Raw genomic sequence first — 20,944 nt, 5'->3', positions numbered from 1 at the left:
TTCCCTGCATTCTAGCTGGCCGGGCCAGTTTGTGCATCCCGCATGGCTGCTGAAGCGCTTCCTGCCCAGCGCCGACCGGTCCACTGCGGGGAAAAGGCCAATTCGACAGGTCTACGCTCGACAACTGCCAGCACTAGACAGTTTTTCGGTGGATTTGCCCCTGCAGCTTGCGACCGACCTCCATACTCGCCTAGCGCATTTTCGCTCGGTACAGTAGGCGAAAGGTTCCCGTCGGTTGCTCGACACTCCTCTTCACTGAATGCAAGGCACTCTCCATGACCTCCCCCAGAACCAATCGGCGACGGTTTCTCGCGAATAGCCTGGCTGCCTCAGCGGCCGGCGTGACCCTGACAAACCTGCACGCTCAGGCATTTGCTGCTGCCGGCAATAGGCCGAAGCGCGTGGCCTTGATCGGTTGCGGCTGGTACGGCAAGTGCGACTTATATCGGCTGCTGCAAGTATCGCCAGTCGAAGTCGTATCGCTGTGCGACGTCGACAAGAACATGGTCGCCGCTTGTGCCGATGAAGTAGCCGCCAGGCAGGTCTCGAAGAAGAAGCCGCGGACCTATGGCGATTATCGCGAACTGCTCAAGGAGAAAGACGTCGACATCGTGCTAGTCGACACACCCGATCATTGGCACGCGCTGCCGATGATTGCCGCTTGCGAAGCGGGGGCCGATGTTTGGGTGCAAAAGCCGATCAGCTTGGACATTGCCGAAGGTCAGGCGATGGTCGCCGCGGCACGCAAGCACAAGCGGGTTGTGCAAGTCGGAACGCAGCGTCGCAGCACGCCGCACTTGATTGAAGCTCGCGATCGTATCATCAACGAAGGAAAGCTCGGCAAAATTGCGCTTGTCGAAATCTACTGTTACTACCACATGCGGGCGAAGGACAATCCGCCCGATTCGTCGCCCCCAGACAATCTCGATTACGAAATGTGGACCGGCCCGGCTTCCATGCGGCCGTACAACTCGCTGGTCCATCCCCGCAGGTGGCGCGCGTTCAACGAGTATGGCAACGGCATTGTCGGCGACATGTGCATCCACATGCTTGATATGGTTCGCTGGATGCTCGACCTGGGCTGGCCGCAGCGAATTGGTTCAGCTGGCGGCATTCTCGTCGATAAAGCGAGCAAGGCGAACATCAGCGATACGCAGCAAGCCACGTTCGATTTCGGCAATCTGCAAGTTGTCTGGCAGCATCGTTCTTGGGGCGCGCCCCCCGATCCCAAGTATCCCTGGGGCGCGACATTTTACGGCGACAAAGGCACGCTCAAAGCCAGCGTGAACAGTTACGATTTCACACCGATGGGCGGTGGCCAGCCGGTGCATGCCGATGTGAAAATGGAACTCGAAGAATTCCCGGAAGACAAAACCGAGAAGGACCTCGAGAAGCACGTGGCCCCTGCCATTCGTGGGCACATGAAAGACTTCCTCGCCAATATTGAATCGCGCGGCAAGCCCGTTAGCGATATCGAACAAGGGCATATCACCACTGCCGCCTGCATCCTTGCCAACCACTCTATGCAACTCGGCCGGTCTCTCACTTGGGACGCCGGGAGGCAACTCGTGGTCAACGACGACGCTGCCAACAAGCTCCTCCAGCGGCCTTATCGGGCGCCGTGGAAACATCCGGCAGATGCGTAGGGATCAGATTGAGCCGCAAGGTTGTCTAGTTCTGCCCCTTCCACAACTCCTTAAACCACTTCAGTTCTTCGGCAATACCTGTCGCTAGTTCGGTTGGACGAAGTTCCGGAGGGAGCACGGTCCAGGCGTAAGTCTCGACTTCGTAGTGCCGGCAATTGGAGTATTTGGGAGCCGCGGCAAGGCACTGGGCGATTTGCTCTTGGGTGGAAGAGAGAAGTCCCAGTTCTTGTTGATAAATGGGTACGTGAAAGTGAACCCGCCATTCGCCGCAGCGGCGACCTGCGGCGATGTTGGTTGCAATCAGTTCTCGCTCGGCAGCTAAGGCGAGGTGCAGATCCTCGTAGAAGATCTCCTCGATGTAGCCTTCGGCATCGGGGCGGCGAACCGAAGTTTGGTGCAAGTACCGCGGCTCGTTAAAGCTGGCTACTTGCATGAGATGTTCGTGAATCGTCTGTGACGACGGGCGCTCGAGTAAATCGAGATTCATCCGCAGCGCAGCGGAGACTTGAATCTTGCCGATCTCAATTCCGGCTTCTGAGTAGCGTTTGAGGACATCAGCCTGATCTTCGAACATGACGGCTGCATGGCAGACGTCGTGACACAGTCGAATGTGCCGGCGCACGATGTTGGCATCGTCATCACGAAACAGTTGCCATTCGAAGAAATGAATCGCGTCGTCGGCCAGCGAAAACACGCAGCCCGGCTCCGGTTCAATGCACAAATAAATCAGGCGGCCGGTTCGCTCCTCAAGCGCGTGCAGCGACTGAGCCAACTGCCGGAGTTGATTGGCCGCCTGCAAGGTTTGATCGCGATCCGGGCATGGCAGTCCCCAGGCAATCGGCAACGTCGAAATGCTCCCTTCCTCGCCAGGGGGCAATAAGGCATGCAGGATTTCGACGAGTTGCAGCGTGTATTCGAGCCGCGCAGGCTCCCACCAGGTAGGCTCATAAACGCGATGCTTGACGACCTGCTGATGAAAGTCGCCGTAAGGAAAGCCGTTAAATGTGTACGGCAGCAGTCCCTCGTCTTGCAACCAGCCGGCGAATGATTCCACTTGCCGCGTTTGCACGAGTTCCCGCGCGCTAACGGCCGATAGCCAGAGGCCAATGCCCATCGGCTCGTTCGGCGAGAAGAGCCGCTTCACCTGCACCGCGTGCCGCTGCAAATTGTCGCGGGTCTGTTGCAAGCTCGCGCCGGCATGAACGTTCGTGCAATAACCGAGAACCGGCAAATCCATCGCGGGAACCTTGAGGAAGGGTTGAGGGGGAGAAAGCGATGAAGGGACGAAGCTGGAAGATCAAAGACGGTTTGTTCTCTTCATCCCTTCATCGCTTCCACCCTTCATTCCTAGTCCGACATTCTAACTCAACAAGTCCTTCACGACCTTGCCCCCTTGATCGGTAAGGCGAACGTTGAGCCCCTTGAAGGGGAGCGCCAGCTTGCGATGGTCGAAGCCGAATTGATGCAAAATCGTAGCGTGAAAATCGTTGATATGAACGGGATTTTCGACGACCGACCAGCCGATGTCGTCCGTCGCACCATAAGTGAGCCCTGGCTTGAAGCCACCGCCGGTCAACCACACGCTAAACGCGCTGGGATGGTGATCGCGGCCGACTTTCTCGGGTAATTTGCCGCCGCGATTCTCGGCCAGCGGTGTGCGACCGAACTCGCCGGCAAAAACCAGCAGCGTACTGTCGAGCAGTCCGCGCTCTTTCAGATCTTGCACCAGCGCGGCAAGGGGCTGATCGGCCATGCCCGCGTTGTAGCCCAATTCTTCATCGAGATTGCTGTGATGATCCCACGACGCATGCACCAGCGTGACGAAGCGCACACCTCGTTCAACCAACCGACGGGCGAGCAGGCAATTGCGGGCGAACGTCTTGTAGACATTGGGGCCGCCGCCGCGATAGTTGGTCTTCGAGGGCTCTGGGCGATCGCAACCGTAGCGATCGAGGGTCGCCTGCGTTTCTTGACTTAAGTCCACTAGTTCTGGCGCGGCAGATTGCATGCGGAACGCCAACTCATAACTGGCGATGCGGCTTTCAATCTCGGGATCGTGCACCTCTTGTAGATGCCGACGGTTGAGATTGCCCAGCGATTCGAGTCCGCGGTCCTGCATCTCGCGCGTAATGCCCGGCGGATTGCCCAGGTTGAGTACAGGATCGCCTTGACCGCGGAAAAGCACACCCTGATAGGTAGACGGCAGAAATCCACTCGACCAGTTCGAGACACCACCACTGCCGCCGCGACCGGCGGTCAGCACCACATACCCGGGCAGGTTTTCACTCTCGCTACCGAGGCCATACGTGAGCCACGAACCTATGCTCGGCCGACCAAAGCGCGGCACACCACTCATCAGCATGAGTTGTGCCGGGTGATGATTAAAGGCATCGGTGTGCATCGAACGAATCAGCTGAATATCATCCGCACATTTACCCAGGTGCGGCAGAAAGTCAGACAGCTCCATCCCACAGTTGCCATGCTTGGTGAACTTGCGCCGACTGCCCCACAGAACGGCTGTCTCTTTCTTAATGAAAGCAAAGCGGACTTTTTCGGTCAGCGAAGCAGGCAACTGCTGGCCGTGCAATTCTTGCAGCTTTGGTTTTTGATCGAATAGGTCGAGATGACTCGGCGCTCCTTCTGGCAGGATAAAGATGCAACTCTTCGCTTTGGGTGCGTGATGAGGCTGCTTCGGTGCGAGGGGATTCACTTCGTCCGGTTTTTCTCCTTCCGCCGCGAGCAAGCCATCGCGCTGCAATAAAGAAGTGAGCGCAGCGAGCCCAAGCCCCGAAGCAGTCGAGGTCATGAACTTGCGACGGGCGGACAGAAAGGCGGCTTCTTGAGGATCCATGTCTTTACTCCCGCGTCACAAATTCGTCGAGGTTCATTAGCGTCCGGCTGACATTGACCCATGCGGCCAATTCACCGCGAGTTACACCATCCGGCGATGTTCCGGGGCCAACAGCAGCCTGGGCGGCAGCTGCATTGTTGTCGGCCAGGCGGAGTTGATCTTGAAAGAGCGAAACCACTTCGTCGACTTCTTCCTGACTGGGAGTGCGACCGAGGCAATGCCGCATGGCCTGCGAAGCCCGGGCCCGAGTCACTTGCTCGGCGTTCATGCCCGTGGGGACTTCGGTCACAACGCGGCGAGCCAGCTGTTGGGCCGCTTCGAAGAAAACGAGATCGTTCCAGAGCGTGAGGGACTGAATCGGCGTGTTGCTCGTTTGCCGCCGAACGGTACATTCGGTCGCATCCGGCGCATCGAATGTGCTGAGCATCGGATAGGGCGAGGTACGTTGGAAGAAGGTATAGAAGCCGCGACGATACCGGTCGCCACCTTTGCTTTCGACCCACTTGGCACTGCCAGCATAGGTCAGGTTCGCATAATCGGCAGGCTGCGGCGGTCGCACACTGGGGCCGCCGATCTTTTCGCACAGCAGGCCGGCGGCCGAGAGGGAAACATCGCGCAGAATCTCCGCTTCGACGCGCTTGCGGATTTGGCGGGCGAGAAGTTCATTGTCCGGATCAACGGTGCGCAAGTCGCTGCGGACGGCCGACGACTGTTGATAGGTGGACGAAGTGACAATGCGGCGCTGCAGTTGCTTCAGGCTCCAGTCCCGGCGGCGAAAATCATCGGCCAGCCAATCGAGCAGTTGCGGATGCGTGGGCTTATCGCCTTGGCGACCAAAGTCATCGCTGGTGGCCACAATGCCGCGGCCGAACAACTGCTGCCAAACGCGATTGGCGGTCACTCGCGCGGTGAGCGGATTTTGATCCGACGTAACCCACTTCGCCAGTTCCAGGCGATTCAGTTGTTGTGACTTTTCCAAAGCTAATTGCGGAAGAATCTCAGGCGTGCCGGCGGCGACAACATCGCCGGGACTCAAAAAATCGCCCCGCAGATGCAAGCGAGTCTCGCGCGGCTTCGGCATTTCGACCACCGTTTGGGCCATTCGTTCCGGAGGGAGCTTTGGCATCTTCGCCTGATGATCGGTGAGCGCCTTATTCAACTTGGCCCATTCAGGATCAAGCAGCCGATGATGCTGCGTTAGTTCTTTCACTTCCGCTGGCGTCCGTTCTTCCGCTGGCTTCTTGATCGTCTTCACAAACTTTGGCGGAACGCCCGCGGGTGGCTTTTCAGCGGTGCGGATCGATTCTTCCCACGACGCCATGACGCCGGGATGAATGTTCGTTTCATAGGCAGTGAGGGCAGCCTTGAGGGATTCCGTTTCTTTCGTATGCTGCTCGCGCGAGGCTGCCAACTTAGTTGCCTCGTCAGCGGTCGGCGCTTCCAGGTCGTGCTCGGTGATGCTGTTGAACACGGCATACAGGGCAAAATACTCGCGCTGCGAAATGGGGTCGTACTTGTGCGAATGGCACTGCGCACAACCCAACGTGAGTCCCAGCCAAACCGCGCCGAGCGTGTTTGTGCGATCGACCGTTTTCTTCACGCGGTCTTCCTCGGGATCGATCCCACCTTCGGTGTTGTGCAGCGTATTGCGATGCAAGCCGGTCGCAATTTTCTGCTCTGTCGTCGCACCGGGGAGCAGGTCGCCGGCCAGCTGTTCGACGGTGAACTGGTCGAAGGGCATGTCGGCATTAAGCGCGGCAATGACCCAATCGCGATAGCGATAGGCAAACGGCCGCGGACGATCTTTTTCGTAGCCGTCGCTGTCGGCGTAGCGCGCCTGGTCGAGCCAGTGGCGGCCCCAACGTTCACCATAGCGGGGCGAGGCGAGAAGTCGATCGACGAGATGCTCGGTTGCATCGGGTCGCGCATCGTTCACGAACGCGTCGACTTCGTCCGGGGTCGGCGGCAAGCCTTGCAGGTCGAGCGACAGGCGGCGAATCAGTGTAGCGCGATCGGTCAGCGGCGAAGGCTCGAGCTTTTCTTTTGCTAACCGCGCCAGCACAAACGCATCGATGGGCTGTTGCAAGCGATTCGCGTTGGCCACCGTTGGTGGAGCGATCGCTTTGATCGGCTGCAGAGACCAATGTCGCGCGGCCTGTAACTGCGCCAACGATTGATCGGGCCACTTCGCCCCCTGATCGATCCAGCCTCGCAGCAGCGAAACCTGAGCCGCGGTTAGTCGCTCGCCCTTATCGGCCGGGGGCATCAGTTCGCCATCCAAGCCTGCAACAAGCTGTATAAGTCGGCTCTCGGCACTTTTGCCTGGCACGATCACTGCCCCGCTATCGCCGCCGGCCAACGCCGACTTCTTTAGATCCAGCCGCAGGCCGCTCTCTTGTTCGTCGGCACCGTGACACGAGAAGCAATGCTTCTGAAGCACCGGGAGCACATCGTCGACGAAGTCGACCGGCCGCGCGACCGCCGCGGGGAGCTCAGGCTCTTTCGCCGCTACAGATTCCACCCAGGCAACGACGACCGTAGCCAACAGAGCCAAGCTGCTTGCTGCTTGCCAAACGAACCTAGGCATAAGCAAATACCTCAGAGGGACCGAAATGGCCAAGCGGGGGAAAGGTGGGCGCGATTCAGGCGGGCTAGGTCGCGAACCACCTCATTAGAACTCGCCCCGCCGGAGGGGTCAAATAAAACGACTTGTAGGTAGTGGACTGATTGGATTGTCCAGTCTGGTCATGAGTTAGCATGCGGTCGAGTCAGGCAAGCATCCCAGGCAATCTCTACCGTCGAGATTAAGTAGGTTCGGCAAAACGAAGCTCTTCGTCGGGAAGTGTCCCTACCCAAATTCAGCCAACATGTTCAACATTTACCCGCATTGTTGAACACCGATCGCTCGGAAACCCGAGCGTTGCGCTATCTGCTGTTCAATTAAGGATCCCCTAATTGAACACCCCCCGCTTTAGCTATCAGCGCGCAAGTGCGGCGCCGAATTGCCACTGACCCGAAAATCTGCCCAACACGGAGCACCTGCTTTACTCAAGTTTACGCCGTCACTTCATATCCCTTGCGCTGTTCGCGCTTGACGAACGAGTTGGCCATATCGTCTCCCTCGATTTGTTCGGTCTCGGGATTCCATTTCAACTTGCGGTCGAGGCGGATGGCGATGTTGGCCAGGTGGCAGGTCGACATCGAGCGGTGATGCGTATAGACATCGCTGATCGGCTGATCGCGCGAGGTGACACACTCGAAGAAGTTGGCCATGTGATTGCCGGGCTTTTTGCCCTTATACAATTTGGTGATCACTTCTTCCGGCAGCGGGTTTTCTTGCTTCAGGTCGGCGATCACGGTGCCAGTCACATCGCGGAGGGCACCACGGCTGACGAAGATCGTCCCCTTGGTTCCCTCGATGGTGATGCCGTTTTCGGTGTCGTGACGGATGGTCATTTCGACACCATTCGGGAAATTGGCCTTCACCATGAACTCGGTGGCTGCGTTGTACATGTTGTCGACGGTCGGCCAGCCGTCTTTGAACGGCACCGGATGCTTGGCGGTCCCTTCCACGCTGTTCGGCCCGCTGTTTTCCATGCCGATGGCCCATTGGGCGATGTCGACATGGTGCGCACCCCAGTCGGTCATTTTGCCCCCCGAGTATTCGTACCACCAACGGAACTCGTAATGCACGCGGCTGGCCGGATAATTCTTATTCGAGCTGCCGGTCGGCGACATCACGTATTCCGTCATCGGTGCCTGGCCCAGCCACATTTCCCAATTGAGCGTGCTGGGAACTGGAGCTTTGGGCAACACGGGGCTGGCGATCGAAGCGCCGATGGCACACTGCACCTTCTTGATCTCCCCCAGGCGGCCTTGGCGACAAAGGGCAACGGCGGTGAGGAACTGCGACTTGAACTCACCCTTGTTCGCGCTCATTTCGCTCCGCTGCTGCGTGCCCACCTGAAAGACGCGGCCGGTTTCCTTCAGCACCTTGATGATCTGCTTCCCTTCGTCGATGGTGAGGGTCAGCGGCTTTTCGCAGTAGACATCTTTGCCCGCCTTCATCGCTTCGATGGCGATCTTGCTGTGCCAGTGATCGGGCGTGACGATGGTTACCACTTGAATGTTCTTGTCGTCGAGCAGCTTGCGATAATCACCGTAAACGGCCACATCGCGGTTGCGGCCCGCTTTGCTTTGAATGTCGCTGACCTTGGCCTTCGCCTTATCGGTCATGGCGGTGTCGACATCGCACACAGCCACGCAGTCACCAAAATTCATCGCTTGCGGCCCGACGGCATTCCAGCGATCGCCGACGCCAATGCAGCCCAGAATTGGACGGTCGTTGGCACTCTTGGTTGTTGCATCCTGGGCGATAACGGGTCGCTCGCTCAGAAAATAAGGCGCGACCATCGCGCCAGCGGTGGCACCGGCGGCGGCATGCAGAAACTGACGACGGGACGAACGATTCGCTCGGGACATGAGAGACTCTCAATCAAGAAAGGGATCTGTCGGCTGATTAGCCGTTAATCTAACTCAGCCCCAGTGGCGAGGAAACAGCGAAGGCCTTCCCAAATGTCAGATCACCAACTGGCGAGCAATCGTCCGACTTTTCGCTTCTGCCCGCGCCCCCTACAATGCTCGCTCCTTTCCTTCCGCCCACTTACGGGAAGCATTTGTCGTGAAAACGTTGGTCACCGAGCAGCAGATTCAGGATTCCATCACCCGGCTGGCTCAGGACATCCGCGAGCGCGAAGCGGGCAAGCCCCTCACCGTAATCGCCATCATGACCGGTGCCATCGTCTTCCTGGCCGACCTGATGCGCAAACTCGAACTGCCGATGAGAGTCGGCGTCGTACAGACCAGCAGCTATCGGGGCGGCACCACGCGCGGGTCGCTCTCGATTAATAGCGACATGATGCTCGATGTCAAAGGGCGAGACGTCCTGCTGGTCGACGACATTTTCGATACCGGCCACACGCTCAAGGAAGTCATCGCCATGATCGACGAACTTGGTCCGCGGTCGGTGCGTTCGGCGGTCTTGCTGCTGAAGAAGGGGCGACAGGAAGTCGAGATGCGTCCCGACTACGTCGGCTTTGAAATCCCCGACGAGTTCGTCGTCGGCTATGGCCTCGACTATCAAGACATGTATCGCAACTTGCCCTACCTGGCCGCCCTCGAAGAGAGCGACCTGGTTGCGCACAAGTAGTCGCTGGCACTTACTCTTTCAGGTCGTACCACAGCACCGTCTTGGCCGTGGGCTGGGCAATGCTTGGGGCGTATAGATAGAGTCGCATATCGTGCGAGCCGCCGACAATGTTCGAGACGTTTATCAGTTCGACACGCTCAGCCAGGTGAGTGGGCAAACCGCCGCCGAAGCCGGCATAGCCGAGCGCGGTTGGCGATTCGCACTTATCGACCATCGCATACCGCTGCAGTGCGGGATCGCAACCATTGATGGTGATGAACCAATGGTCGGCCATGCCCAGCGCCTGACCATGAGCGTGGCCGGGGAGCGGCCAGCAGTTATGTTCGGCCGCAGCCCACAAAGCCACGCGAATCGGCTGGCCAGGACTCGGTTCGGTTGCGCGTCCGCCGAACGAACCGCCCCCCAGCAAGTGCATGCTGCCGAGAATGATGCGAGCACCATAGCTGTAGCCGATCAACCCAATCGGCACATCCTTTTGAATGCGTCCGACAAAGCGGGAAACGAGAAAGGCCTCTTCATCGGCGCGATAGGCTTTGGCACGGACATCTTTCAGCGGACCTTTGATCTGGTCGCTGGGCCACGAGTAAATGACAAATCGCACGGCCCGTTGATGTTCGAATTTGCCGACTAGCTGAAAATAGACCGCCAGCCCATCGGCGCGAGCGAGGCCGGCGTCGATGCGGTTGCCGTGAATATAAAAGGTGGTCACCACATCCACGCTATCGGTGGCATAGAACTCGGCGATTGGTTTCGGCTGCCACATTCCCTTTTCATAGAGAAAGGCCTGCAGCGAATTGGCCGACGTGTTCGTGGCGCAGCCAAGATGTCGCGAGCTGATGACCCAAACCTGGTCCTGCGCACGAACGCGGAAGTTCTGGCAGCAGGTCTTCAGTTCCGGGCAAGGCTGCGTATGTTTCGCGGTAGTCGTAGTGACCGCACTTGTCGAGACCGGCGTCTCTTCAATCGCCAGTTGCGCGAACTCGGCATCGAGCAGCGACAGGTCGTGAGCTTTGGCGACAGCGGGTAGCCACAGCGCGGCAGCCAACAAACTGACGAGTAAGTTGCTGAGCGTGGAAGAAATGCGAAGCTTCATGATGATCAGCCGCGATGCGAGACTACGAGTGTTTGAGTACGCGGTATTAAGGCGTGGGAAAGAAACACCGGTTGCGTAAAGGCTACGTACTCACCTAACAGAATGTAGCACTGAATCAACTGGCTGGGTGCCAAAACGCCTCAAATCGCGCGTCAAGGTTTTCCAGCGCGTTATGCGCCGCACAATCGTCGCGCGTCCTCACCTACTTTGGCAGAGTGAGGCAAAAAAGCAGCAGTTGAATTTGCACCTCATTAGCCGTGAGCTAGAGTTGCCTGGCTGCAACGAGTGCCACATGGAATGGCAGGTCGGGCGGCGGCCGAACACAGGAAGCTTGCAGGAACAGGGAATTGTCATGAAAAAAATCTGGACGTTGACGTTGCTGGCGCTGGCCGCGCTCAGCATGAGCGGCTGCGGTTGCAACCGCCCGTTTATGAGTTGGTTCAATCGCAGTTCCGATAATTGTGGACCACCCCCGTGTAATACCAGCGCTGGCATGCCCTTCCAGGCTGGCTCGCCGGTGATGCTCGGCCCGGTCGAATCGGGTCCTGCCCCCGTCTACGGCGCGCCAATCCAGTAAGTGGCCCGCAACAGCAAGCAATCAGCAGGCAGAAACAACAACTGCCTGACAAATCATTATCTGGCCGGCTCATTCGCGAGAATATGACGTCCGGCTGGAACGCTCCGCCGCGAGAAGGTCGCTACTCTTTAGCAGTCCCTCTCGCGGTGGCAGCGACGACTTCGATGATTGCGCGTAACGAGAGACCTACGAAATATCTTTCGGGCTGATCTCTTCCCCCAGCAGTTGCTGCAGCTTCTTCAGCGAGCGGGTGAGCATGACGCGGACTGCGGCGTCGGTCTTGCCGAGCTTCTCGGCGATTTCTTTCGACGGCATATCGAACTGGTAGCGCAGGCGAAGTGCTTCGCGCTGATCGTCTGGCAACGCTTGCAGGGCGCTTTCCAGCCGTGCTTCGCGCACGTTGCGCGAGAAGGCAGCGCTCGGCGAGGTAATGCTGGCAGCAAGCATCTGCGCGAGATTCGGGGCAGCGGTATCGGTGCTGCCGGCCCCCAGCGGAACTTCTCGGCCAGCATCGCGCTTTTGAGCGTCAAAATAGCGGCGATGCAAGTCGACAATTCGGCGCTCGGCGATTTGGCAAAGCCACGAGAACGGATCGCGTTCCGACAGTTCTGCATTCGGCAGAGCCCTCACTGCTTCGGCTGACGCTTCTTGAAAAACGTCGTCCGGCTCGACTTTGCGGCGCAGGGCGGTTCCCAATTGCCGTTCGATGAAGGCCATTAACGGGGCGCGTCTCTGCTGCAGGAACTCGGCCAGCGCCGCCGGTTCGCGTTGCCGCAAACGCTGTACGAGTGGATCGTCGGGCGATTCATTCATAAACTTGGACCTATCCAAGCCCATCGATCTAAGTCGATTGGCTCCCCTCAATTCGTCGCCGATAGTGTACCATCACCCTTAGGGGCTCTCTACCGTGTTCGACGCTGTGTTAGACACAGCGTTCGAGACTGGCCAACCGAGCCTTGTCGCCACCTGAACCCGTCGTTGCAGCCGATCATGGACCTGACGATCAATGCCGGCACCGAAGCCTGGAGCGAGATCGAGCAATGGGTCACGCGGTTTCTTGCGGCCTGGCAGGCTCAGCATTTTCCAAAGCTGGTCGACTATCTTCCCGCTCACCCGTATTCGCTCCGCAAGCTGACGCTGATTGAGTTAATCAAGGCCGACCTGGAACAGCGGTCGCACTTGCATGACTTCAAGTCGCTCGAAAGCTATGCAGCGGAATTGCCCGAAATGCTCGACGATGGGCATATTCCGCTGGAGTTGATCTGCGAAGAGTATCACGTTCGGCGGGCGGCGTCGCAGGTGGTTTCGCTCGATCAATACTGTGAGCGGTTTCCTCGCTCGTCGGCCGCTTTGCGGCGCGTGATTGGCGATCCCAATACGGCTACCACATCCACCGCGATCTGCCGCACCGAACTCATGGCCGATTTGCACGCAGGGCAGCGACTCGACGATTTTGAACTGCTGTTCGAACTAGGCAAGGGAGCCTTCGGACGAGTCTATCTCGCCCGGCAAGTCTCGATGCAGCGGCAAGTGGCGCTGAAGATCTCTGCCGATAAAGGGAACGAGCCACAAACGCTGGCCCAGCTCGATCATCCGGGTATCGTGCGGGTGTTCGATCAGCGGCAAATGATCGAACGCAAACTGCGGCTGCTGTATATGGAGTTCGCTCCCAGCGGTACGTTGCTCGAAGTGGTCAAACTGGTGCAGCAGAATCCAGCCTCGGCGCGCAGCGGACAAATCCTAGTGCTCGCCGCGACCCAGGCCATGATTAAAGCGGGGGTGCCGCCCCTGTCGGTCGCTGGCTGGCCCAAAGAAATTGCCTCGGCCCCGTGGAGCCAGGTTGTCTGCCGCATTGGGGCCAAGCTGGCCGAAGCGTTGGAATATGCGCATGGCCGCGGCATTTTGCATCGCGATATCAAGCCCGCGAACGTGCTGATTGGGGCCGATGGCTGGCCCAAGCTGGCCGACTTTAACATCAGCTTTTGTTCGAAGATCGAAGGGGCGTCGCCAGCCGCCTATTTTGGTGGCAGCCTCGCCTACATGTCGCCCGAGCAACTTGAAGCTTGCAGCCCGCAACATACGCGCCAGCCCGAAGAACTCGATCAACGGAGCGATCTCTTTTCGCTCGGCGTGCTGCTGTGGGAACTCTACTTCGGCGAGCGACCGTTCGACGACGGCTCACTCGACAACGAATGGAGCACCAAGCTGGTCGAGATGATTCGTCGCCGCAACGACGAACGCCCCTATCGCGGCGCAACTCCCACCGACAGTGTCGGGCATCGCTTGGAAAAAGTCCTCCGCCAGCTCCTCTCGCCGAACCCCGAAGACCGCCCCGCCAACGGCATCGAACTCGCTCGGCAATTACGCCTCTGCCTCATTCCCGGGGCCGCTTCATTTCTCGAACGGGCACAAAGTGGTTGGCGCGGGTTGGCGCTGAAGTATCCGCTGTTGTCGTTGATTCCGATCAACATTCCGCCGTTGGCGATCTGGGGTGCCATTAATTTCTTCTACAACCAAGATGAGATGATTCACAACTTTCGCCGCGAACTGCAAATCGGGGGCGATACGGCAGGCTATGAGGCGGCTCAGGTGGCGATCAAGGCCGTGTTTCAAAGCACTTCGATCTTTGTGAACTCCATTTTCTATCCACTCGGGGTCGCGCTGGTTCTGCTTTATATGATGCCGGTCAGTCACGCGATTCGGCAGTATCGCGAGCGCGGCGGAACGATGGATCCCAGTGCCGTGAATATGGCGCGCAGGCGTGTCCTGTGGTGGGGCTCGTGCTTGTGTTGGGTGGCGGCCATCGAGTGGGTGATTGCGGGAATCGTCTTTCCCACGTCCATTCACCTCTTTCTGCCAGCGGAATTCGGGCCGGTCCCGGCGAAGTTCTACATTCACTTCGTGATCTCACAGACCTTGTGCGGCCTTATGTCTCTCGGGCTCCCTTGGCTGGCGACGACTTGGGTCGTCTTGCGCGCCCATTATCCCGCGTTGCTTGGGGCGGGCACCCCGGACGAATGGGAACAGCAACAGTTGGGCCGGATTCGCCGCCAATCGGCCTGGTTTTTGGTCAGTACCGTGATCGTTTCCCTCGTTGCGCTGCTCATTCTGGCCTCGGGTTATCCGCCAACTGAATATAAGGGCGATCCTTGGTCCAACCAAATCCCTTGGTTAGTCGTAACAATTGTTGCCGCGATCATCACGATTTTGGGGTCGTTCTTCCTGTACCAACAGATTCAAGAAGACCTGAAGGTTCTCCTGGCCGTGATCCGCGCTGGTGACCCCTCAGTGACCGTCAGTACTTCGATCGATTCCATGTGAGGCTTTCGCCCGTCCCCAGTTCCGCCCAGCTTGCTAAGGTTGCCGCCTTGCGCGAGAAGGGCTAGATTGACCAGCAAATTGCCAGCCGGCCGGGCTGGTGACTCCAGGCAACGATTTCAGCTACCAAGTGAGAATTCACGATGATGCTCCTTCGCCAGCGAGCTTTGGCTTTGTGCTGTGTGGTCCTAGTCTCGGGGCTTGCGGGCTGCGACTTTGGGGTGGACGAAGAGGTTAAGGAATTCAAACTCGGCGACCTGGTGGCCGATTTCACCCCCCCTCCGCTGGCGGAACTCGAGGCCAAGGCCGAGTGGATCGATCGCCCGGTGCTCGATGGCATGGTCCTGCTGCGCGAGAAACAAGCTGGCGAAATGCCCAAGGTGACGGTCGAAGAAGCCTTGGCGATGAAGAACACCACCACCGAGACGAATGAGCAAATCTTGAGCGCTCTCGGCCGCCTTCCCGTCGATGACAAAGCAGTCAACTGGGACGCCGAAATCGTTCGCCACTCGGCCTTCGATGTAAAGTCGACGAATCCGCTCCTGAGCAGTTCGGTTACCGAGTCCGACGTAAGCGGCTTAACAGGGTTCGGCCTCTTTGGCTTCGATTGGAACTTTAAGCCGTTTGCCAGCAAAGACGCGGTCGTTTCGTGGCAATCGAGCAAAGACCTGCTGTACGACAAGGTTGTGCTGCGGAAGGATCTCACCTGGTCCGATGGCAAACCAATCACGGCCCACGATGTCGAATTCAGCTATCGCCTGATCATGACCGAAGCGGTCCCCGTCCCCGCTCAGCGTTCGGGTACCGACAAGATCAAGTACATCAAAGCCTATGACGATCACACCCTGATTTTCTTTCACAAAGACGCGCTCGCCACCAACGTGTGGAACGTCAATTTCTCGGTGGTGCCCAAGCATATTTATGACAACGTCAAGGAACTGGCCAACGACCCCACGCTGCAGCACAGCGACTATTGGGTGAAATACGAGAAGGCACCGATCTCGGGTGGTGCCTACGTTTTCGCCAGTCGCTCGCTGGGGCAAGAGGCACTGCTAGAACGGCGCGATAGCTACTACATGCACGATGGGAAGCAAGTTCGCGATAAGCCGTACTTCAAAACCATTCGCTTCAAGATGGTGAAGGATCCCACGGCCTCGCTGCTGCAACTGAAGGGTGGCGATCTGGACGAAATGATCCTCACGCCGCCGCAGTGGCTGAATGAAACGACGCAGGACGACTTCTACAACAAATGCACGAAGGCCTACGGACTGGAATGGACCAGCTTTCACTTTCTGTGGAACTGCCAGAATCCTCTGTTTGCCGATAAGAAAACTCGCTGGGCCATGACCTATGCCATGGATCACAAACAGCTGCTCGAAAAGTTGCGGTTCGGTCTCGATGAACCCTGCAACGGCATTTTTCACCCCAGCTCGCGTTGGGCACCGAAAGATCCCCCGAAGCCTATCGATCAAGATCTGACCAAGGCTGCGGAACTGCTCAAAGAAGCGGGTTGGGCCGACACCGACAACGATGCGGTGCTCGATAAGGAAATTGGTGGCAAGAAGGTGAAGTTCGAGTTCGGTATGATTGTCGCCGATCGCCCCGACCGGATTGCCATTTGCAACCTCTTAAAGCAGAACCTCGAAAAGATCGGTGTCATCTGCACGGTCCGTCCGCTCGAGTTCTCTGTTCTGCAAGACAAGATGCAAAAGAAGGAATTTCAAGCTGCCTTCGGCGGTTGGGGAACCGGTGCCGATCCCGATACCAGTTACAACATTTGGGGGAGCACCGAAGAGCGCAACTACGCCGGCTATATCAATCCCGAAGTGGATAAGATCTTTGCCGAAGCCCGCAAGGAATTCGACGAAGATAAGCGGGCCGCCCTGTATGGCAAGTTGCACAACATGTTGTGGGACGATCAGCCCTACACCTGGCTTTTCTTCCAGAATGCCTACTACGGCTTCAACAAAGAGCTGCGAGGTTACATGTTCAGCCCGCGTGGTCCGTACCATTACAGCCCGGGGTTCAGCAGCGTTTATCGCGCGGCAGAATAGTCTGCCGCCGTGGCCCATCAACAAGCCAGGATGCCGTTTCGTGCCGCCGACGTAGAGTTTTGCCAGAACAGCGTTGTTAGAACCACATGCTCAACTATCTGATTCGCAGGCTCGTCTTCGCGGCGTTCACGCTGCTGTTTATTACGTTCTTTGTCTATGCACTCGTGCGGCACATGCCGGGAACGCCCCTCACCAACGAAGCTGCAGCCGTTGATCCCAGCAAGAAAATCAGCAAAGAGGATCTGGCCCGGCTCAACAAGACCTTTGGGCTCGATAAGCCGTGGTACATCGCTTACTTCAGGTGGGTCACGAACCTGGCCCGCGGCGACTTGGGCGTTTCGTTTTTCGAGAAGCAACCCGTCAGCAAGTCGATTGCCTCGCGCCTGGGCCCTACTTTACTCCTCTCGATTCCTTCCATTCTGCTGGCCTACACAATCTCGATTCCCATCGGGCTTTACTCCGTGGCTCGCAGTGGCACCCTGCAGGAGCGCACCATCAGTCTGCTCCTGTACTTCCTTTATTCGCTGCCGTCCTATGTGGCCGCGCTATGGTTGCTGGTCTTCTTCTACCTGCGACTACAAAACACCATGTTCTCGTTGCCGGCTACCGGCATGGTGAGCAACGACTACGCGTCGTTGTCGCCACTCGGCAAGGTCTGGGACGTTTGGACGCATATGATTCTGCCGCTGACGTGCCTGACGTATGGTTCGCTGGCTTACGACAGTCGCTTCACCAAGGCCAACATGGAAGAAGTGATGCGGCAGGACTACATTCGCACGGCCCGGGCCAAGGGAGTGAGCCCCCTGTGGATCATCGTTAACCACGGCTTCCGCAATACGCTGATTCCGCTTGTCACACTGCTTGGCCTGTCGTTGCCAGCGCTGGTCGGCGGCGCGGTGATTCTCGAAAGCATCTTTAGTTGGCCGGGCATGGGCCAGCTCTTTTACGAGTCCATTTCCCGCCGCGATTATCCGCTCATCATGGGGCTCGTGCTGATGTTCACGTTGCTTACCTTGGCGGGTCAATTGATTGCCGACATCGCTTACGCCTTCCTCGATCCGCGCATTACCTACAAGTAGCACCTCAGAATCAGCACCTCGCTTCATGGCCAGTGACCTGAAATCAACTCCCGCCTCAAACCTGCCCGGCCAGCCCGTCGCTACGCCTCAGCCGACGCGCCGGCAGCGCTCGCGTGGCTTTGCAGCCGACGCCTGGCATCGCTTCTCCCGTCGTCCGCTTGCCATGATCGCGGTTGTTTACGTTATTCTCCTTTCCCTCATCGCCGTCTTTTCGCCAGCCATCGCTGGCACGCGGCCAGTCATCTGTCAGTACAAGGGGAAGATCTACTTCCCGGCGCTGTACTATTTTAATCGCAAGTTCGAGAACCCCGTCTTCTTTCGCGATCAGTTCTACGGCCGCTATTACTACAACTTGAAAGAGAAGGATCCCAACAGCTGGGCCGTTTGGCCGCTCGTCTATCAAGATCCGCTCCGCTGGGTCGATGCGAATGAATTCCCCGGTGTCCCCGCCAATCCAACCGGCGACAACGGGAAACCAAGCAGATTCAATTTGATGGGCACGACCGAGCTCGGCATCGATGTCTTCGCGCAAATGGTCCACGGCACCAAGATCGCGTTGCTGGTCGGGTTCGTTGCCACTGGGGTAGCTGCTGCGATCGGCATCACGCTTGGCGGCCTGGCGGGCTACATCGGTGGAGGGGTTGATTTTGTCATCAGTCGTTTCACCGAAATTGTGATGTGCGTTCCGTCGCTCATTGTGATTCTCGCGCTGCTGGCCATCGTTGACCAACCGTCCATCTGGTACACGATGATCATCATCGGGCTCACGAGTTGGCCATCGATCTGCCGCCTCACGCGCGCTGAGTTTTTGAAACTCCGTGCAGTCGAATACGTCACAGCTGCCCGAGCTCTCGGAGCGAGCACCCCGCGTATCATCTTTTTGCATATTTTGCCAAATGCGATGGCTCCGGTCCTCGTGCCGATTTCGTTCGGCATTGCCTCGGCCATCTTGCTCGAAGCGGGACTGAGCATTCTCGGTATCGGTGCCCCGCCGGATACGCCCAGTTGGGGCACGGTGCTCAATCTCGGCCGCAGCAATTTGCAAACCATGTGGTGGATGACGACCTTCCCCGGTGCCGCAATTTTTCTCACGGTGCTGGCTTACAACTTGATCGGCGAGGGACTGCAAGAAGCGACGGATCCGCGTCTGGTTGAGTCGAAGAAATAGGGTCGAAGAAATAGAGTCGCCGTTGCAGAACAGAATTTACGAATCCCCATGACCACCGCGACCGCAACCAAACCCGCCGCCGATCAACCACTGCTCGAGGTGGACAATCTGGCGACGTATTTTTACACCGAGTCGGGCATCGTTCGCGCGGTCGATCATGTCTCGTTGAGATTGGAAGAAGGGAAGACGCTGGGGATTGTCGGCGAGTCGGGTTCGGGCAAGAGCGTCACTTCGTATTCGATCATGCGACTGCTGGCCGGTGCTGGGCAGATTGAGCCGCACAGCCGGATTTCGTTTCTCGGCCGCGATTTGGTGAAGCTGCCCGAACCGGAAATGCGCAAGATTCGCGGCAAAGAGATCAGCATGATCTTTCAAGAGCCGATGACGTCGCTCAATCCGGTTTTCACCGTCGGCGCGCAAGTGATGGAAGCCATCCGGCTGCATCAAGACGTCAGCAAGCAGGAAGCTCGCACGCGGACCATCGAATTGTTTCGCGAGGTTGGCATGCCCGATCCCGAAAAGCGAGTCGACTCCTATCCGCACCAGATGTCGGGCGGGCAGAAGCAACGCGTGATGATCGCGATGGCCCTTTCGTGCAATCCCAAGCTGCTCATTGCCGATGAACCGACCACTGCCCTCGACGTAACGATTCAGGCGCAGATTCTCGATATCCTCCGCCGGCTGCGCGATGAACGTGGCATGAGCGTGCTGTTCATCACGCACGATCTGGGGGTGATCGCCGAGATTGCCGACGACGTAGCGGTGATGTTGCAAGGAAAGATCGTCGAGTACGGCAAGGTGATCGACATTTTTTCAAATCCCAAGCATCCCTATACGAAAGGGCTGCTCGCTTGTAAGCCGCGGCTCGACACGCCGTACAAAATTCTTCCCACCGTTGCCGACTTCATGGAAATTCGTGGCGAAGGGCCGGATGCTGTCGTCATCGAGAAGCAACTCTCGCCCGATCGCTTGCAGCACCTCACCACGCAAGGTCGCGGCCGGCTGCTGCACCCGCGCTCGGTCCTCCAAGCCATCGGCCATCCGTGGGAAGAGAGCCAGCACGCGCCCGATACCAAGGCCGTGACCGAAGGTCAACAGCCGTTACTTTCGGTCAAAGGCTTGAAGGTTCACTTTCCCGTTCGCAAGGGGCTGTTGCTGCGCGTGGTCGATCACGTGAAAGCTGTCGACGGCATCAGCTTCGATATCTACCGTGGTCAAACGCTGGGGCTTGTCGGTGAATCGGGTTGCGGCAAGACAACTGCCGGCCGCGCGATCCTGCGGCTGATCGAACCCGATGCCGGGCAGGTTACCTATGACGGTGTCGATCTAAAATCGCTCGGCGGCAGCGAACTGCGAAAAATGCGTCGCAAGATGCAGATCATTTTTCAAGATCCTTACGGCAGCATGAACCCGCGGCTTACCATCGAAGCTGCCATCACCGAGCCGATGATCATTCAGCAGATCGGCAGTGGCAGCAAAGATCGCCGCGACCGCGCCGTGGCCCTGCTCGAAGAAGTGGGTATGAAGGCCGAGCATCTGGGCCGCTATCCGCACGAATTCTCCGGCGGTCAACGGCAGCGCATCTGCATCGCCCGCTGCCTGGCCGTTGAGCCCGAGTTCATCGTCTGCGACGAATCGGTTTCTGCGCTCGATGTTTCCGTGCAAGCTCAGGTCTTGAACCTGCTTAAGCGACTACAGGATAAACGCGGGCTGACGTACATCTTCATCAGCCACGATCTGAGCGTGGTCAAGTTCATGGCCGACATGATGGCCGTGATGCGGAAGGGACAGATTCTCGAATTCGGGCCTTCCGAGAACATCTACGCGCGGCCCAAGGAAGAGTACACCAAGGATCTGATTCGGGCGACTCCGAACGACTCGCTCGATAACATTCGCCAGCGACAAGCGTCGCGCGAAGCGGGACTCTCGAAGCGAGTCAAGTAACTGCG

Annotated in this window: 14 protein-coding genes; 8 read left to right on the top strand and 6 right to left on the bottom strand. The window is 58.0% G+C overall.

Annotated elements, in window-relative coordinates; translation table 11 throughout:
* Positions 1 to 275 precede the first annotated feature (275 nt).
* Positions 276 to 1,646, top strand: a complete 1,371-nt coding sequence (locus tag ETAA8_RS33580) for a Gfo/Idh/MocA family protein (protein ID WP_145099653.1) — start codon at positions 276 to 278, stop codon at positions 1,644 to 1,646.
* Between the two features lie 25 nt (positions 1,647 to 1,671).
* Here the strand turns inward: ETAA8_RS33580 and eboE are convergent, their stop codons facing one another.
* The 4 genes from eboE to ETAA8_RS33560 form a co-directional block, all read right to left on the bottom strand.
* Positions 1,672 to 2,883: a metabolite traffic protein EboE gene (gene eboE / locus ETAA8_RS33575; protein WP_145099650.1), complete on the bottom strand. Its 1,212-nt coding sequence runs from the start codon at positions 2,881 to 2,883 to the stop codon at positions 1,672 to 1,674.
* 123 nt (positions 2,884 to 3,006) lie between these two features.
* A complete protein-coding gene (locus ETAA8_RS33570; RefSeq protein ID WP_145099647.1) occupies positions 3,007 to 4,497 on the bottom strand; it encodes a DUF1501 domain-containing protein in 1,491 nt (496 codons plus the stop codon).
* A 4-nt stretch (positions 4,498 to 4,501) separates the two neighbouring features.
* Positions 4,502 to 7,084, bottom strand: coding sequence for a DUF1553 domain-containing protein (locus ETAA8_RS33565; protein ID WP_145099642.1), 2,583 nt, complete (start codon positions 7,082 to 7,084; stop codon positions 4,502 to 4,504).
* 467 nt (positions 7,085 to 7,551) lie between these two features.
* Positions 7,552 to 8,979, bottom strand: coding sequence for a Gfo/Idh/MocA family protein (locus ETAA8_RS33560; RefSeq protein WP_145099639.1), 1,428 nt, complete (start codon positions 8,977 to 8,979; stop codon positions 7,552 to 7,554).
* Between the two features lie 199 nt (positions 8,980 to 9,178).
* Here ETAA8_RS33560 and hpt point away from each other — a divergent pair, with 199 nt between their 5' ends.
* Entirely contained in the window at positions 9,179 to 9,706 is a 528-nt protein-coding gene (gene hpt, locus ETAA8_RS33555) for a hypoxanthine phosphoribosyltransferase (protein ID WP_145099636.1), read from the top strand.
* Positions 9,707 to 9,716: 10 nt separating this feature from the next.
* Here hpt and ETAA8_RS33550 read toward each other — a convergent pair whose 3' ends face one another.
* On the bottom strand, positions 9,717 to 10,799 hold the full coding sequence (locus tag ETAA8_RS33550) for a hypothetical protein (RefSeq protein ID WP_145099633.1): 1,083 nt from the start codon (positions 10,797 to 10,799) through the stop codon (positions 9,717 to 9,719).
* A 292-nt stretch (positions 10,800 to 11,091) separates the two neighbouring features.
* Between ETAA8_RS33550 and ETAA8_RS33545 the strand changes: the two genes are divergently transcribed.
* On the top strand, positions 11,092 to 11,376 hold the full coding sequence (locus ETAA8_RS33545; RefSeq protein WP_145099630.1) for a hypothetical protein: 285 nt from the start codon (positions 11,092 to 11,094) through the stop codon (positions 11,374 to 11,376).
* Positions 11,377 to 11,562: 186 nt separating this feature from the next.
* Here the strand turns inward: ETAA8_RS33545 and ETAA8_RS33540 are convergent, their stop codons facing one another.
* Positions 11,563 to 12,189: a sigma-70 family RNA polymerase sigma factor gene (locus tag ETAA8_RS33540; protein ID WP_145099627.1), complete on the bottom strand. Its 627-nt coding sequence runs from the start codon at positions 12,187 to 12,189 to the stop codon at positions 11,563 to 11,565.
* A gap of 177 nt (positions 12,190 to 12,366) precedes the next feature.
* On the opposite strand from ETAA8_RS33540, the gene ETAA8_RS33535 reads away from it, so the two are divergent.
* From ETAA8_RS33535 to ETAA8_RS33515, 5 genes are all read left to right on the top strand, one after another.
* Positions 12,367 to 14,697: a serine/threonine-protein kinase gene (locus ETAA8_RS33535; protein ID WP_145099625.1), complete on the top strand. Its 2,331-nt coding sequence runs from the start codon at positions 12,367 to 12,369 to the stop codon at positions 14,695 to 14,697.
* A 140-nt stretch (positions 14,698 to 14,837) separates the two neighbouring features.
* Entirely contained in the window at positions 14,838 to 16,748 is a 1,911-nt protein-coding gene (locus tag ETAA8_RS33530; RefSeq protein WP_145099622.1) for a peptide-binding protein, read from the top strand.
* An 86-nt stretch (positions 16,749 to 16,834) separates the two neighbouring features.
* A complete protein-coding gene (locus ETAA8_RS33525; RefSeq protein ID WP_145099619.1) occupies positions 16,835 to 17,827 on the top strand; it encodes an ABC transporter permease in 993 nt (330 codons plus the stop codon).
* Positions 17,828 to 17,852: 25 nt separating this feature from the next.
* Complete coding sequence (locus ETAA8_RS33520) at positions 17,853 to 18,995, top strand: ABC transporter permease (RefSeq protein WP_145099616.1); 1,143 nt, start codon at positions 17,853 to 17,855, stop codon at positions 18,993 to 18,995.
* Between the two features lie 48 nt (positions 18,996 to 19,043).
* Positions 19,044 to 20,939: an ABC transporter ATP-binding protein gene (locus ETAA8_RS33515; RefSeq protein WP_145099613.1), complete on the top strand. Its 1,896-nt coding sequence runs from the start codon at positions 19,044 to 19,046 to the stop codon at positions 20,937 to 20,939.
* Positions 20,940 to 20,944: the final 5 nt, after the last annotated feature.

Source organism: Anatilimnocola aggregata (assembly GCF_007747655.1).
Taxonomy (GTDB): domain Bacteria; phylum Planctomycetota; class Planctomycetia; order Pirellulales; family Pirellulaceae; genus Anatilimnocola; species Anatilimnocola aggregata.
Note: the sequence above shows the minus strand (reverse complement) of the source record. Positions and strands in the feature narration are given on the sequence as shown.

What these genes read in the sequence shown, in the direction of transcription:
- eboE (WP_145099650.1), bottom strand. Translation starts at nt 2,883, where the DNA reads ATGGATTTGCCGGTTCTCGGTTATTGCACGAACGTTCATGCCGGCGCG.
- ETAA8_RS33535 (WP_145099625.1), top strand. Translation starts at nt 12,367, where the DNA reads ATGGACCTGACGATCAATGCCGGCACCGAAGCCTGGAGCGAGATCGAG.
- ETAA8_RS33525 (WP_145099619.1), top strand. Translation starts at nt 16,835, where the DNA reads ATGCTCAACTATCTGATTCGCAGGCTCGTCTTCGCGGCGTTCACGCTG.
- ETAA8_RS33520 (WP_145099616.1), top strand. Translation starts at nt 17,853, where the DNA reads ATGGCCAGTGACCTGAAATCAACTCCCGCCTCAAACCTGCCCGGCCAG.
- ETAA8_RS33580 (WP_145099653.1), top strand. Translation starts at nt 276, where the DNA reads ATGACCTCCCCCAGAACCAATCGGCGACGGTTTCTCGCGAATAGCCTG.
- ETAA8_RS33530 (WP_145099622.1), top strand. Translation starts at nt 14,838, where the DNA reads ATGATGCTCCTTCGCCAGCGAGCTTTGGCTTTGTGCTGTGTGGTCCTA.
- ETAA8_RS33550 (WP_145099633.1), bottom strand. Translation starts at nt 10,799, where the DNA reads ATGAAGCTTCGCATTTCTTCCACGCTCAGCAACTTACTCGTCAGTTTG.
- ETAA8_RS33515 (WP_145099613.1), top strand. Translation starts at nt 19,044, where the DNA reads ATGACCACCGCGACCGCAACCAAACCCGCCGCCGATCAACCACTGCTC.
- ETAA8_RS33560 (WP_145099639.1), bottom strand. Translation starts at nt 8,979, where the DNA reads ATGTCCCGAGCGAATCGTTCGTCCCGTCGTCAGTTTCTGCATGCCGCC.
- ETAA8_RS33540 (WP_145099627.1), bottom strand. Translation starts at nt 12,189, where the DNA reads ATGAATGAATCGCCCGACGATCCACTCGTACAGCGTTTGCGGCAACGC.
- ETAA8_RS33545 (WP_145099630.1), top strand. Translation starts at nt 11,092, where the DNA reads ATGGAATGGCAGGTCGGGCGGCGGCCGAACACAGGAAGCTTGCAGGAA.
- ETAA8_RS33565 (WP_145099642.1), bottom strand. Translation starts at nt 7,084, where the DNA reads ATGCCTAGGTTCGTTTGGCAAGCAGCAAGCAGCTTGGCTCTGTTGGCT.
- ETAA8_RS33570 (WP_145099647.1), bottom strand. Translation starts at nt 4,497, where the DNA reads ATGGATCCTCAAGAAGCCGCCTTTCTGTCCGCCCGTCGCAAGTTCATG.